Origin of the sequence: Sphingobium phenoxybenzoativorans, from assembly GCF_018286635.1 — a bacterium.
Lineage (GTDB): Bacteria > Pseudomonadota > Alphaproteobacteria > Sphingomonadales > Sphingomonadaceae > Sphingobium > Sphingobium phenoxybenzoativorans.
In genome coordinates this window covers 4646757-4660330 of record NZ_CP073910.1, presented here as the reverse complement: position 1 = coordinate 4660330, position 13574 = coordinate 4646757, and the positions used below count along the sequence as shown (strand labels likewise).

The window sequence follows — 13574 nt, the reverse complement described above, 5'->3', positions numbered from 1 at the left end:
CAATCAACGCAAATGTTGACGATGGCGGGCGCGAGAGGTATTAACAGAGATGTTGATAATAGTGACACAACCTGCTGACGCAGACGCTGCGCGGCAAATAGTTGGGGAGGATCATATGAGCAATTTGAAGCTATGCTTGCGCGCGGGTATTGGTGCGACGGCCTTTGCCATGGGCCTATGGGCTTCTGTCGCGGGCGCGCAGGTCGCCGGTTCGGCGCAGGACGCCTCCGGGCAGATTCCCGCTGCGGAAGGCGATCAGGGATCTGGCGCCATCGCCGACATCATCGTGACGGCGGAGCGGCGTGAAGCGAGCGTGCAAAAGACGCCGATCGCGATGACCGCGCTGGGCGGCGACATGCTGCAGAAAAACCAGACCGTGGATATTGAGGGCTTTGCCGACAGCATCCCCAATGTGACCTTCGGCAAGAATACCGGCAGCGCCAAGATTTTCATCCGCGGCGTCGGGCTTGACGCCATCACGCCTGGATCGGATCCGCGCGTGGCGATCTACACCGATGGCATTTATCAGCCGCGTTCGCAGGCGGCGTTCGTCGGCCTGTTTGACCTGGAGCGCGTCGAGGTTCTGGCCGGTCCGCAGGGCACGCTTTACGGCCGTAACGCGACCGCCGGCGCCATCAATCTCATCTCGCGCAACCCTGGTGACGAGTTCAACGCCTACGCCACGCTGTCGGCGAGCAATTATGGTCTGATGCGCGCGGAAGGCGCTGTCGGCGGCCCGATCACGGACACTGTTGGCGCGCGCATCGCTGTCCAGAAATCCGTCCGGCAGGGCTATGGCGAAATGATCGACACGGGGCTGGATGTCGATGATGAAAATTCGTTCGGCGTGCGCGGTAAGCTGACGTTCAAACCGTCCGAAACTTTCGACGCCACGATTGTCGCCGACTATTACAAGGCGGACGATCACACCAACGGCCTGCACGTGCTGGCCCTGACGCCCGGCCATGTGCCGACGCCCACATTGTTCGGTTATGAAAATGCCTCCAATCCGCGCGACCTGGCGGGTACGCGGCCTGAATCGCATATTCGGGCCTATGGCGTATCGCTGACAGCGAATCTGGAGCTTGGCAGCCTTGGCAAGCTGACCTCCGTTTCGGGCTGGCGCCGTTTCAAGCAGGACGGCGTATATGACGCGGACCAGACGACCTTTGCGGGCACTCCGGCGCCGATCCGGGAAAATTCGGAGAGCTGGAGCCAGGAGCTGCGGATTACGGGCAGCGTAGGCATCGTCGACTATCTGGTCGGCGCCTATTATTTCAAGGAGGACGCCTTCGCAGGTATCGACCCGACGATCCGCCTCGGCATGTTTGGCGTACCGCTCGACGCGGGCGGCCTGTTCTATATTCGCGGCCCCCTTTATGGCGGTGATCAGACCACCAAGGCATGGGCGGTTTTCACACAGGAAACGATCAACCTCACCGACAAGCTGGGCATCGACCTTGGTCTGCGTTTCAGTCATGAGCGCCGGAAGATTTCCGAGTTTACGGAATTCGACGGAGACAATTTCACAACGCCGATCGAAAATCCGCTCTACACGCCCAATCCGCTCTACACCTCATTCCTGGATCAGTCGGCTTCCTACAAATCGACCGATCCGAAAGTGACGGTGCATTACCAGTTCACGCCGCAGACCATGGCCTATGTGACCTTTTCCAAGGGCTTCAAGAGCGGCGGCTTCAATGCGGGCTTCCTGCAGGCGCCTTTCTCGCCGGAAAAGCTGACCATGTATGAAGGCGGCATCAAGGCTGATCTGTTCGACCGCCGCCTGCGCGCGAACGTCGCCGCCTTCTATTATGACTATAGCAACCTGCAGGTGAACATCACCGAAGGCATCCGCCTGATCACGCGCAATGCGGCCAAGGCGAAGCTATATGGTTTTGAGGGGCAGTTCACGGCGGTCCCGGTCGATGACCTGCGGCTCAACCTGAACCTGTCCTATCTGCATTCTGAATATACCAATTATCTGACGCCCAATCCGCTGTTCCCCGGCCAGAGCGATCCCGGCGTGACCATCCCCGATTCCGCCAATCCCGGCGGGCCTGGCCTGCCTGCGTTCGATCTTTCGGGCAATCAGCTCGCCTATGCGCCGAAATATAAGATAGACGGTGAAATCGCCTACACCATTCATGCGGGCTTCGCCGACATCACGCCGCGGGCGAACGTCACCTGGACCTCGCGGACCTATTTCAGCCAGTTCAACGAACCCTGGGCGGAGCAGCCTTCCTACACGAAGGTCGATGCGTTCCTGGACATCGAGAACAAGGATCTGGGTTTGTCGGGAACCATCTTTGTACGGAACCTGACCAACAAATATTATGAGACGTCCGGCACGGTCTCGTCCGACTTCCTGGGGTATCAGGTGGTTGGCGCGCTGGGCGCTCCGCGCACCTATGGCGTGACGCTGACGAAGCGCTTCTGACGCGCCGTAGGTATAATGACAGGGGGCATGGGGTTTATCGGGACCCCGTGCCCCTCTTTTTTCCCGGCGGTTCCGGCAGGCAGCCGGATCGCGGCGGCTCGCAAGACACGACGCTAGCAAAGAAGGAGGGTGAGAATGATCAAGGTGATGGTCGCCGGCAAACGCAAGGCTGGGATGACGCGGCATGAAATGCATCTGCACGCATTGACGGTTCACGCCAAGCTCGTCGAAACCTGCCCCGGTTTCTGGCAGCATTGCCATCGCTATGTGCAGAATCACATTATCGGCCAGGTCGATTTCAACACCGGACAGATGATGCCGGACGGCGAGTCCCATTATGACGTGCTGTCGGAATTCTGGTTCGATTCCATCGATGTGGCCATGAAGGCGTGGGGAAGCGACGATTATTTCCGCATCCTGCGGCCGGACGAGGAAAAGATATCGAACCCGGATGCGCCCTATCTGATGATCTTCATGACCGAGCATGTCATTGGCGGTTCGAACCCGCGGATGAGCGGCAATTTCTTTTAAGAAATGCGACGGGGAAAGCGACGGTGTCTGTGCCGCCGCTTTCCCTCACGATCGATGCGTCAAGCGCCCCAGGGTATGGCGGTCTGGTGCACTTCAACGACGTAGAAATTGACGCCGCCGGGCTCGCAGAAATTCTTCTCATCTTCCATGACCTGCGGGCCGATGACCTGATCGAACAGGGCGTCCATGGAAGCGCGGGCGGCCGCCTCATCCTCATAAAAGGCTTCGGTAATGACGTCGAAGGCCGGCTCATGCGACGCCTCGGCGCGATTGTCGCCGACATAGCCATAAAAGGGATGATCGGTCAGGATATAGTTGCGCCGGTGCAGGTGCAGCGGCACCGGCATGATCTTCTGACAAAGGGGAATATGCACCTTGTCATAATGATGCATGAATTGCTCCAGCGTCATGCCCTTCTTCTTCTTGATGGTGATGATCAGTTTGAACATGCTGTGCTCCTGCGGCGATGGTTGGTGTTCAATCGATGATGGAAACGCCCGGCAGGCTGACGAAATCCTCGCCCAGAGACTCGCGGATATAGTCAGCCGCGCCCTGCGACATGTAGATGCGCTCGCCCTCCAGCTTCATGCCCTTCAGGGTGAAGATGGACAGATAGCGAAGCGACCGTTCCCGGCCGTCGGCGTCCGTCATCAGCAAGTCGTCGCGCGTCACCATGCTGTCATTGCCGATCCAGATGACGTCGCAGGGGCTGTTGAGATCGCCCAGATTGCCTGACGTGTCGGTGATGCGGAATGTCTGCGAACCCGGCGCATTGGCCCCCAGCATGCGTGCGTAAAACTCCCGTACGGCCGCCGTGCCTTCCACCCGGTAGTTGAGCGGGAAGAATTCATAATAGGGATCGTCGCACAGGGTCGCCATCACGGCATCGACATCGCCGGCCCGCTCGGCCGCGCCATGTTCGAAGAACAGGCGCAGCAGGATTTGCTCGCGGTGGCGGATTGGCCCTTGGTCGGACATGCCTCTCTCCTCAACCGTCTGGGGCGGTTGTTGACGCGCCCTTTATTGATTGTGATCGCATCATAGGAGACTCGGCTTGTCTGTCAACGCATGTGTTGATAATCTCCCCGCGATAATGACGCCGGGCGGCCGCGTGCCGTTCCCGGCACTGTGTTGGAGAGGGAAATTGGCAAAAGCGCATATGGCGGTGCAAACCGTGTTCTGGCCATCCTGCATCATGGATCGACCGGTGTTCGATCAACTGGCGGTCGCGGCGGCGGGCGGCTTCGACGCCCTTGCGATAGCGCCCATGGCGATCAAGAATGCGCTGGCAAGCGGCCTTTCCCTTCGCGATCTGCGCGAACGGGCGCAGGAACTGGGCGTCATATTCAGCCATCTTGACGGCATTTCCGGCTGGCTGCCCGCATGGCATCCCATAGAGGGCGATCCGGCATTCAACGACTATATCCGCCAGCGCTTCAACATCGACACGCAAGAGGCGCTGGATCTGGGCGCGGAACTGGACATCGCGGCGATTGTGGCGGTTGGAGCCTTTGACCGGGGCATGCTCGACCGGGAAACCGTGCTGCGCGGATTTGCCGACATATGCGCGGCCGCGCAGACGCGCGGCATGCGGACGGCGCTGGAGTTCATTCCCTTCTGGGGCATCCCGGAATTTGTGGATGCGTGGGACATCGTGTCCACCGTCGGGCATGTGGGATCGGGGCTGGTGCTCGATACCTGGCACATGCAGCGCGGCTCGACCGATTTCGCGCGCGACCTGGCCTGCCTGGACGCCATGCCGGATGATTGCCCGTTCGACATACAGTTGGCGGACGCGCTGCCTGGCACGGCATGGAAGGAGCTTTTGCCCGACACCAATTATCGCGGTTTCCCCGGCGACGGATCGCTCGATATCGCCCGCATGGTTTCGCCTGTCGTGGGCCGTGGCGCGTTGCTGAGCATTGGCCCGGAGGTCTTTGGCGAGGCCGTTTCCGCCCTGCCCCTGGAGGCGCTTGGGCGGCGTTCGGGGGAGACCACTCAGCGGGCGCTTGCGGACGCAGGCGCGAACGCCTGACAGGTGAAAAAGGCAATGCTGGTGCGATGCGCGCGCCCAAAGAGGTCATGCGCTTTATTATCAACACATGTGTTGACAAAGCCATTGGGAGCGCGCACAGCTTGCGGCGAACTCTGTGTCAGCCGCCTCGTAAGGGGGCGGGGCGGTTGGCAACGGGGACGGAGAGGCGACCGGTGCGGCAAGGAGTGGATTTTGGAAAGCAAGACTTTGGCGCCTGAGGACAGGATCAGAATCCCCGGCCTCTGGGATTTCGAATATAGTTATTTCGCGGGCGACACGGCCAGCCGCTTCTTCAGCATATTGCGGGAGGAAGGGCGGATTTGCGGCACGCGCTGTCCCAAATGCGCGCGCGTCCTGGTGCCTGCGCGCTCCTATTGCGACGCCTGTTTCGTTGCGACCACGGACTGGCAGGAGGTTGGGCCGGAAGGCGTGCTGGATATTTTCAGCATCGTCGGCGCGCAGTTTCCGGGGCTTCCTCCACCCCCCTTTGTGATGGGATATATCACCTTGGACGGAGCCGATACGGCATTGCTCAATCATGTGGTGGGCGTCGACCTGTCCGATATTGATGAGGCCGCGAAAAGCCTGATGAAGCGACCGCGCGTCCGCGCGCATTTCAAGGAGAAGCGGGAGGGGCGGATCACCGACTTCCACTTCCAGCTCATCGACGATCTGGCCTGAGGCGCCGGGTTGGAACAGGATTTCCAGGATATAGAGCTGTTGATCAGCGACGCCGCGAGCGGTCTGCTCGCGGACGCCGCGCCGATCGGCAGTGACGCCGCCCGCGCATGCGCGGAGGAAGGGCGGTGGTTCGCGCCCGGCTGGACGATGCTGGCCGAGGCGGGCTTTCCGCAGGCCATGCGTCCGGAGGAGGAAGGCGGCGTCGGCTGCATCGGCGCAATGCTGATCGCGCGGATGAGCGGCGCTGCGGCGCTCGCATTGCCGCTTGTGGATGCGATGGCGGCCGACTGGCTGCTCGCCCGCGCCGGTGCGCCGCCCGTCGAGGGGCCTGTTGTTCTCGCCGCGCAGCCGCTGGATTTCAATGCAACGCCTGCGGGCGTGCGCATCGCCGGGTCGCTGGATGCGGTGCCGTGGGCGCGCGACTGCAAGCTGGTTTGCATGGGCATGCTGGATGGCGCGCTGGTCGCTGTCATTCTGGATCGTGCGGAATTTGCCGTGACGCAGGGGGCCAATCTCGCCGACGAACCGCGCGACATGGTGCAGGCCGACATCACCGTCGCGCCGGAACGCATGATCGCGCTTCCGGCCGGTCTGGACCTCGACACGCCCCGGCAATTGGGGGCTGTGCTGCGGACGGCGCAGATGGCGGGCGCGGCAGAGGCGGCGGTGGACATGACAGTCGCCTATGCGCGCGACCGCAAGCAATTCGGCCGGTCGCTGGCTGGCTTTCAGGCGGTGCAGCAATTGCTGGCCATCATCGCCACCGAAGCCGCCGCGGCGCGCATGGCGAGCGATATGGCTGCGGCGTCGCTGGCGCGGGGCATGGACGCCCGCACGGTCGCGGTCGCCAAGATCCGCGCGGGAGAAGCCGCGGGCAAGATCGCGCGGACCGTGCATCAGATACATGGGGCCATCGGCTATACCCGCGAACTGCCCCTGCAACTGCTGACGCGGCGGCTGTGGAGCTGGCGCGACGAATATGGCGGCGAGGCGGAATGGTCGATCGCGCTCGGCCGGTCGCTGGCGGCGGATGGCCGCGCATTATGGGCCTCTATCACGGATATCGGAGCATGACGGCGCGCCGTTTTCCCCTTGTCGCGGAATCCGCGGAGGCTGCGGCTCTGCGAAAGGATGTTCGCGAATTTCTCGCGGTCGAGATTGCGGACCGTCCGCCCGTCAAGCGGGCCGAAACCTGGACCGGCGCGGACCCTTCCTTCAGCGCCAAGCTGGGCGCGCGCGGCTGGCTTGGCATGACCTGGCCCAAGCGATATGGCGGGCATGAGCGCAGCGCGCTTGAGCGCTATGTGGTGATCGAGGAGTTGCTGGCCGCCGGCGCGCCGGTCGCGGCGCACTGGATCGCTGACCGTCAGAGCGGGCCGACTTTGCTGCGCTTCGGCACGGAGGCGCAGCGCAGCAAAATCCTTCCCGCCATCGCGCGCGGCGAATGTTTCTTCTGCATCGGGATGAGCGAACCCGACGCCGGTTCGGATCTGGCGGCGGTGCGGACACGGGCAGTGCGGGAAAGCGGCGGCTGGCGGATCAACGGCACCAAGCTGTGGACCACCAACGGCCATCTTGCCCATTATATGATCCTGCTGGCCCGGACGGACAGCAATGCGGAAGGGCGGCATGACGGGCTGAGCCAGTTCCTGGTCGATATGAAGGCGCCCGGCGTCACCGTCAGGCCGATCTACGCCTTGTCGGGCGAGCATGAATTTAACGAGGTGCATTTCGAGGATGCGCTTCTGCCTGAGGACGCGCTGCTGGGAAGCGAGGACGAGGGCTGGAAGCAGGTGATGAGCGAACTTGCGCATGAGCGCAGCGGGCCGGAGCGTTTCCTGTCCTCGTTCATCCTGATGGCGGAAATGGCGCGGGCGGCGGGACCAGGGCTGTCCGATCGCGCGGCCGAGGCGCTTGGCCGGCTTTCCGCGCATGTGGCCGTGCTGCGCGTCATGTCCCGCTCCGTCGCCGGTCAGTTGGAGCAGGGCGGCGATCCCTCGCTTCAGGCGGTGATCGTCAAGGATCTGGGCGCCGTGCTGGAACAGGAGATACCGGAGGTGGCGCGGAGCCTCACCGATCCGGCGCTGTGGGCCGATCCCGATTTCCGCGCCGTGCTCTCCTACCTCACGCTGAACAGCGTCGCCTTCTCCTTGCGCGGCGGCGCTCGTGAAATCCTGCGCGGCATTATCGCGCGCGGGCTTGGCCTGCGCTGAGCCTCAAACGCATTGGGTGAAAGACATATGGAACAGCTTGTCCTGATCGAAATCGACGGGCCGGTGGCGACGCTGACCCTGAACAATCCCAAATTCTACAATCCGATTTCCGATCAGGAGATGGTGGATGCGCTGATCGCCGCGCTGGCGCAGATTGAAAGCGATCGCGACATCCGGTGCGCCATACTGATGGGCGCGGGCAGGGGGTTCAGCGCTGGCGGCAATCTTTCGAAGATCGGCAATCCGGGCGAATTGGGTGGCGGTGCGCCGGTGGAAACGCCCTCCGGCTATAAGGCGGGCATCCAGCGCATCCCGCTGGCGTTCGACGCCATGGAAATCCCGATCATCGCCACCGTCCATGGCGCGGCCATCGGCGCGGGCTGCGATCTCGCCTGCATGTGCGACATCCGCATAGCGGGGGAGAGCGCCTCCTTCGCGGAAAGTTTCGTCAAGCTCGGCCTCATTCCGGGCGACGGCGGGGCGTGGCTGCTGCCGCGCGCCGTGGGATTTTCGAAAGCGTGCGAGATGGCCTTCACCGGTGAGTCGATCAACGCGCAGGAGGCGCTGGCCTGTGGCCTGGTCTCGCGCGTCGTGCCGGATGATCAACTGAAGGACGCCGCGAGGGACCTGGCCAGCCGCATCGCGGCCAACCCGCCGCACGCGCTCCGCATGGCGAAACGCCTGCTGCGGCAGGCGCGCAACCAGCGGCTGGATGAGCATCTTGAGGCGGCCTCCGCCTATCAGGCGCTCGCGCATACCACCGCGGATCATCGCGAAGCGATCAGCGCCTTCCGGGAAAAGCGGAAACCCGTGTTTACCGGGCAATGAGCGCTGCCTCATCGATGGTCGACCTTTCGCCCTTCATCCGTCCCGGCGACACGGTTTTTCTGGGCCAGGGGACAGGCGAACCGCAGACCTTGTTCGAAGCGCTGGTCGCGCAGCGCCAGACTCTGGGTCCGCTTTCGATTTTTATGGGCGCATGTTTCACGGACATCTTGCGTCCAGAGCATAGGGACCTGCTGCGGGCCGGGAGCTATGGAACGCTGGGCACCACGCGGGCGCTCGCCGCCGCCGGCGCGCTCGACATTTACCCGATCCACATCGCGCGCATCGCGCAATCCATTATGTCGGGCGCCATCGCCTGTGACGTCGCGCTCGTGCAGCTCAGTCCCAAGGGACCGAACGGGAAGCACAGCCTTGGCCCGATCAACGATTATATGCGGGCGGCCATCGCCAAGGCGCGGGTGGTTATTGCGGAGGTCAATGCGGCGATCCCGTGGACCTACGGGGCCGAACTGCCCGCGCTCGACACGCTTGCGCTGACCATTGAAATGGATCGTGCGCCAGCGGAACTGGCATCGCGGCCCGCAACGCCGCTGGAGACCGCCATTGCGGCGAACATAGCGTCGATCGTGCCTGATGGCGCCACCCTGCAGGTTGGCATTGGCGGTACGATCGATGCGCTGCTCGGCTGCCTGAAGGATCGCCGCGACCTTGGCATCCATTCTGGCACCATTGGCGATTCAGTGCTCGACCTGATCGAGGCCGGGGTCATCACCAATGCGCAAAAGCCGATAGATGCGGGCGTTACCGTGACAGGCTCCCTGTTCGGCACATCAAGGCTGATGGACGCGGCGCGCGAGAATCCCGCATTCCGGGTGGAGCCGTTCGAATATACGCACGCCGCCGGGATTCTGGCGCAGATCCCCAACCTGTTTGCGATCAATTCGGCGGTGGAGGTCGATATCACCGGCCAGGTCAATGCCGAGGCGGCCAATGGCCGCTATATCGGCGCGGTCGGCGGTCAGATCGATTTCATGCATGCGGCGAATGCCGCGGAGCGCGGATGCTCCATCATCGCCCTGCCCTCGACCGCTGCGGGCGGCGCGGCCAGCAGAATCCGCGGCGGCGTCGACATGGTGACATGCGCGCGCGCCGATGTTGACTTTGTGGTCACGGAATATGGCGTCGCGGATCTGCGCGGCCGGTGCCTGCGCGACCGGATACGCGATATGATCGGCATCAGCGCGCCTGCGTTTCGCGAGGCGCTTGAGCGCGAAAGCCATGCCCGGATAGGCCGGGGATTCTGACGGGACTGGCAAAAGACCGGCGCGGCGGGATTGCGGGACCCTAGACCTTGTTCGATTTTGATTGAATCAAAATCTTGGTCTAGTCCTTTGTTATGTCGTGATTTCCGAGCCGCGAAATGTTCCATTTCACTCGAAATCACTCTAGTCCGCCTTCTTGGCGAGACCGTTCAATATGGCGTCGGCGAAAACGGTGCCGATCTGCTTGCCCGATGATGTGTCGGTGGGATGATACCAGCGGTGGCTCCAGGAACACATGCCGATGATCGCATTGGCGATGAGGCGGACATTTTCCTGGGGCACGTTGAGCGAGCCATCCTCCAGACCCTGCCGGATGATCCCCCTGATGCCTTCGTCGAAGCGGCGCTGCAGAGCGATCATCATGCGATTCCACTCCGTGCTGTCGTCCAGATGCGCCATCGGCTCCTGCACATAGACGAACAGATAGGGATAATGCGCCTCATAGGATTCCATCAATTGCACGACGAGGGCGCGCAGCTTCTCAATCGACGAAATCTTTTCCTTGTAGAGCCGTTCCACCATTTCGACATTCTTGCGGACAGCCTCCGCAACCACGTCCTGGAACAGTTCGTCCTTGCCCGATGTGTAATAATAAAGTGAAGCGCGGTCCTTGCCGATCTCCTTGGCAATATCCTGCAGCTTCGCGGCGCGGAATCCTTTACGCCGGAACACGCGTGCAGCGGCGCTGATTATTTCTTCCCGCCGCAACCGGTATTCTGGATCACCGATTGAACGCGCCAGGGCGCGCCTTTGCGCGATATCGCTTTCTTCCGCCATCTACACTCTGCCTGAACAAGAAATAGTCCTATGCGAGGGCGGATGTATTTGCGCAAGTGCCAGCTTCTTCCATCGGCGCAGGGCCGATGGCGCTCACGCGGTGATCTTCTCCTGGCTGCGGGCAGTTGCCAGTTTTCTCAATGGCATGGCGTTGCGATCCGGCATCAGCCCTTCCAGTGACGCCTTGATCTCCAGCGCGAGAAAACGCGAGTTGAGCCGCGCTTCCAATATTGCGCCGCCCATCAGCCATAGACCTTGCTGCGGCGTCCGCGTCCACATGTTGCGGATATTGTCATCCTCATCAAAGCCCCAGACGGGGCCGAGCCTGTCAGCCACTTCGTCGCCGAGCAAACGCCGGACCATTTCCGCCATGCTTTCGAACCCCGTCGCCTGGACGAGCAGGTCGAGCGGAATTTTCCTGCCGTCCTTGAGCAGCAGGCCGTCAGCGACGAAATGGGCGATATCCTCATATTGCACGAGGCCGACCTGCCCATCGATCAGCAGTTCGCTGCACCCGACATCAATATAATAACCGCCTGCGCCGCGCAGGTAGAGCAACTGAAACCCCGTCTTGTCGTCGCCATTATGGGTCTTGAATCCGACCTTGTTGAGCTTCTGGATCAACTCGGCGTCATATTGTTCGGTTTTCTTGGTGATCCATTTGTAGGAATCGAGCAGCATCGCATTCGGCAGGGCCGCGACCATCAGGTCGGTGTCCTCCACCGGCGTATCTTCCGAATAGATGGAGTAGCTGATGATCGCGCTCGGTTCGAGGCTGAGGACGCAGGTCGCCCCGCGCTGCATGATCGATACCGTCTTGGCGCCGCTGACATACAGGTCCTGCGCAATGTCATGACCCGAATTTCCAGTGCCGACGACCATGGCGTTGCGGCCGACATAATCCATGCCGGTCCGAAATTCGCCCGAATGCACGACATCGCCCTTGAAGTCGGAAAGGCCGGGCATGTCCGGCTTTTTGGGAAGTCCGCCCGAAACGCCCGTGGCGATGACCAGGTGGGGAACCCGCATCGTCCTTATGCTCATATCGGCGCAGCGGAGCGTGACCGTCCAGATGCCGGCCGCCTCGTCAAAATGCGCCTCGACCAGTTCAGTGGAGTTCCAGACGTTCAGCTCCATGAACCGGGCGTAGGATTCCAGCCAGTCGCCGAGCATATCCTTGGGCAGCCAGACCGGCCAGGTTTCCGGGAAGGGCAGATAGGGGAAATGGTTGGCGTTCAGCTTATTGTGCAGCGTCAGATTATTATAGCGTCCGCGCCAGACGTCCCCCACGCGCTCCGATTTGTCGATGATCAGCGCGTCGATGCCCATTTGGCGCAACCGGGCGCCCAGGATCAGGCCGCCCTGGCCAGCGCCGACGACAAGCACCTGGGGGTCGCGGTCTTCGAACGCGATTTCATGGTCGCGCAATTGCCGCCAACTGAGCGGACTTTCGATTTTTGAAAAATGCGATCCGGAGGGACGGTTGAGGCCCGCTTTCTCTTTAAATCCATGCAGCTCGTGCAAAGCCGTCAACAGCAGCCATGTGCGAGGATTGGGCGCAGCGTCCGCGCCAGTGGCGCATGGCTCCAGCACGAGCCGGGCGAAACCCGTGCCGGTGCCGACATTCAGGTCGAAATCGAACCATGCCTCCACCATATCGCGTCCCGAACGGCGGGAGAGGCGGGGCGCCGTGCGGTTCGCGGCCAGGCGGATATTGGAAAAACCGGCGGCGGCCGCCGTGGTATCAAAGGCCTCCGCGATCGCCGCCCTGCCTGCAAAAGTCGGCCGCGCCCAAGTAAGGGACAGAATATCGCGCCAATAGCCGTCGGCGATAAACATATCGGCAAAAGCCTGGCCGTCCCTGGCGGCGATCGCCGCCGATATCCGCTCAATCCAGAGTTCGGCCACGTCCTGCGCCGACACGCCATCCAGACCGTTGGACTTATTCTGAGCCACTTCAATTCCTCTACATGGCGCTGAGCAATTGGTGTCTTGCCATGCGCTGGTTCGTTCTTTCCACGCATATGTTGACAGTCTGATTTAGTCAACACATTTGTTGATAGAAATTGAGGGCAGTTGGATTTACGGCAGTTCGTGGAATCCCGGCGGCCGGAAGGCGAGCGATGCTCTTTCGGGTTGGAAAGAGTAGCACACGCCTTCCATGTTCGCCGTGTCGGATGCGCGGCGGCGCGTGACCGAATAGTCGCGGCTGCGATAAACGAATATGCATCGCCGCAGCACAAGGCCCGCTTCGCGAAGATCGGGATCGGCCATGACCGCATCGGACCAGACCGACCGCCCATGGGTGTCGTGGCCATGGAATGGGCCATCGGAAACAACCACGCCGTCCCTGACCAGCCAGTCCAGAAAGGGCGCGCCATCCCGTTCCAGCCGGGCGGCGGCGCCCTTGCGCACGGGGTCATATTGGACCCGCACCCTGTAGTCGCGCTGGCCGCCGCGCGCGGCCTGAGCAATGGCGAGGCGCGCCAGATCAAGCATGTGCGTGCATTGCCGGGTCTGATCTATGGACGCTTTCGCGCTGATCGAAATGGGCGTGGCGACGAGCGCCGTCAGTTGTCCCGCGGCGCTGGGGCAGGTGACCCAGGGTACGCGAACGGAATCGCCAGTAACTGCCGTAACGGCCCGGCCATCATGGTCCACGGTGACGAGGAAGTGATGGACGTTATCGACCAGCTCCCCTTCGACCCGGTGCGCCGTCGCGCGCAGCGAGATATTTCGCCAGAAGGGCATGGAGTCGTCACTTAATATCATGATCATTCTCTTTTGGA

General features: G+C 62.0%; 13 protein-coding genes. 8 read left to right on the top strand and 5 right to left on the bottom strand.

All coding sequences use genetic code 11. From position 1 onward, the window contains the following. Nucleotides 1–115 precede the first annotated feature (115 nt). Together KFK14_RS23050 and KFK14_RS23045 are read left to right on the top strand one after the other, a co-directional pair. Nucleotides 116–2440, top strand: coding sequence for a TonB-dependent receptor (locus tag KFK14_RS23050; protein WP_212609294.1), 2325 nt, complete (start codon nt 116–118; stop codon nt 2438–2440). A 135-nt stretch (nt 2441–2575) separates the two neighbouring features. Then, the gene (locus KFK14_RS23045) at nt 2576–2971 is read left to right on the top strand and encodes an EthD domain-containing protein (RefSeq protein ID WP_212609293.1); all 396 of its coding nucleotides are present in this window, start codon (nt 2576–2578) and stop codon (nt 2969–2971) included. 59 nt (nt 2972–3030) lie between these two features. Here the strand turns inward: KFK14_RS23045 and KFK14_RS23040 are convergent, their stop codons facing one another. Continuing rightward, nucleotides 3031–3420, bottom strand: a complete 390-nt coding sequence (locus tag KFK14_RS23040) for an EthD domain-containing protein (protein WP_212609292.1) — start codon at nt 3418–3420, stop codon at nt 3031–3033. Nucleotides 3421–3448: 28 nt separating this feature from the next. Further along, nucleotides 3449–3949, bottom strand: coding sequence for a nuclear transport factor 2 family protein (locus KFK14_RS23035; protein ID WP_212609291.1), 501 nt, complete (start codon nt 3947–3949; stop codon nt 3449–3451). A 166-nt stretch (nt 3950–4115) separates the two neighbouring features. Here KFK14_RS23035 and KFK14_RS23030 point away from each other — a divergent pair, with 166 nt between their 5' ends. From KFK14_RS23030 to KFK14_RS23005, 6 genes are all read left to right on the top strand, one after another. Further along, nucleotides 4116–5006, top strand: a complete 891-nt coding sequence (locus tag KFK14_RS23030) for a sugar phosphate isomerase/epimerase family protein (RefSeq protein ID WP_212609290.1) — start codon at nt 4116–4118, stop codon at nt 5004–5006. 192 nt (nt 5007–5198) lie between these two features. Next, on the top strand, nt 5199–5687 hold the full coding sequence (locus KFK14_RS23025) for a Zn-ribbon domain-containing OB-fold protein (RefSeq protein WP_212609289.1): 489 nt from the start codon (nt 5199–5201) through the stop codon (nt 5685–5687). Nucleotides 5688–5726: 39 nt separating this feature from the next. Continuing rightward, a complete protein-coding gene (locus KFK14_RS23020) occupies nt 5727–6761 on the top strand; it encodes an acyl-CoA dehydrogenase family protein (RefSeq protein WP_212609288.1) in 1035 nt (344 codons plus the stop codon). Further along, on the top strand, nt 6758–7900 hold the full coding sequence (locus KFK14_RS23015; RefSeq protein ID WP_212609287.1) for an acyl-CoA dehydrogenase family protein: 1143 nt from the start codon (nt 6758–6760) through the stop codon (nt 7898–7900). The genes KFK14_RS23020 and KFK14_RS23015 overlap by 4 nt, the downstream gene beginning before the upstream one ends. Before the next feature lie 27 nt (nt 7901–7927). Then, nucleotides 7928–8728, top strand: a complete 801-nt coding sequence (locus tag KFK14_RS23010; protein ID WP_212609286.1) for a crotonase/enoyl-CoA hydratase family protein — start codon at nt 7928–7930, stop codon at nt 8726–8728. A 14-nt stretch (nt 8729–8742) separates the two neighbouring features. After that, a complete protein-coding gene (locus KFK14_RS23005) occupies nt 8743–9990 on the top strand; it encodes an acetyl-CoA hydrolase/transferase family protein (RefSeq protein ID WP_212609285.1) in 1248 nt (415 codons plus the stop codon). 141 nt (nt 9991–10131) lie between these two features. Here KFK14_RS23005 and KFK14_RS23000 read toward each other — a convergent pair whose 3' ends face one another. The 3 genes from KFK14_RS23000 to KFK14_RS22990 form a co-directional block, all read right to left on the bottom strand. Beyond that, the gene (locus KFK14_RS23000; RefSeq protein WP_212609284.1) at nt 10132–10785 is read right to left on the bottom strand and encodes a TetR/AcrR family transcriptional regulator; all 654 of its coding nucleotides are present in this window, start codon (nt 10783–10785) and stop codon (nt 10132–10134) included. Between the two features lie 93 nt (nt 10786–10878). Continuing rightward, a complete protein-coding gene (locus KFK14_RS22995; protein WP_212609283.1) occupies nt 10879–12741 on the bottom strand; it encodes an NAD(P)-binding domain-containing protein in 1863 nt (620 codons plus the stop codon). A gap of 126 nt (nt 12742–12867) precedes the next feature. Next, nucleotides 12868–13557 (bottom strand): DUF2889 domain-containing protein, encoded by a 690-nt coding sequence (locus tag KFK14_RS22990; RefSeq protein ID WP_212609282.1) that lies wholly within the window; start codon nt 13555–13557, stop codon nt 12868–12870. Nucleotides 13558–13574: the final 17 nt, after the last annotated feature.

Excerpts from the sequence above, each read along its gene's own strand:
- KFK14_RS23005 (WP_212609285.1), top strand. The coding sequence starts at position 8,743 with ATGGTCGACCTTTCGCCCTTCATCCGTCCCGGCGACACGGTTTTTCTG.
- KFK14_RS23050 (WP_212609294.1), top strand. The coding sequence starts at position 116 with ATGAGCAATTTGAAGCTATGCTTGCGCGCGGGTATTGGTGCGACGGCC.
- KFK14_RS22990 (WP_212609282.1), bottom strand. The coding sequence starts at position 13,557 with ATGATATTAAGTGACGACTCCATGCCCTTCTGGCGAAATATCTCGCTG.
- KFK14_RS23045 (WP_212609293.1), top strand. The coding sequence starts at position 2,576 with ATGATCAAGGTGATGGTCGCCGGCAAACGCAAGGCTGGGATGACGCGG.
- KFK14_RS23010 (WP_212609286.1), top strand. The coding sequence starts at position 7,928 with ATGGAACAGCTTGTCCTGATCGAAATCGACGGGCCGGTGGCGACGCTG.
- KFK14_RS23040 (WP_212609292.1), bottom strand. The coding sequence starts at position 3,420 with ATGTTCAAACTGATCATCACCATCAAGAAGAAGAAGGGCATGACGCTG.
- KFK14_RS23015 (WP_212609287.1), top strand. The coding sequence starts at position 6,758 with ATGACGGCGCGCCGTTTTCCCCTTGTCGCGGAATCCGCGGAGGCTGCG.
- KFK14_RS23000 (WP_212609284.1), bottom strand. The coding sequence starts at position 10,785 with ATGGCGGAAGAAAGCGATATCGCGCAAAGGCGCGCCCTGGCGCGTTCA.
- KFK14_RS23035 (WP_212609291.1), bottom strand. The coding sequence starts at position 3,949 with ATGTCCGACCAAGGGCCAATCCGCCACCGCGAGCAAATCCTGCTGCGC.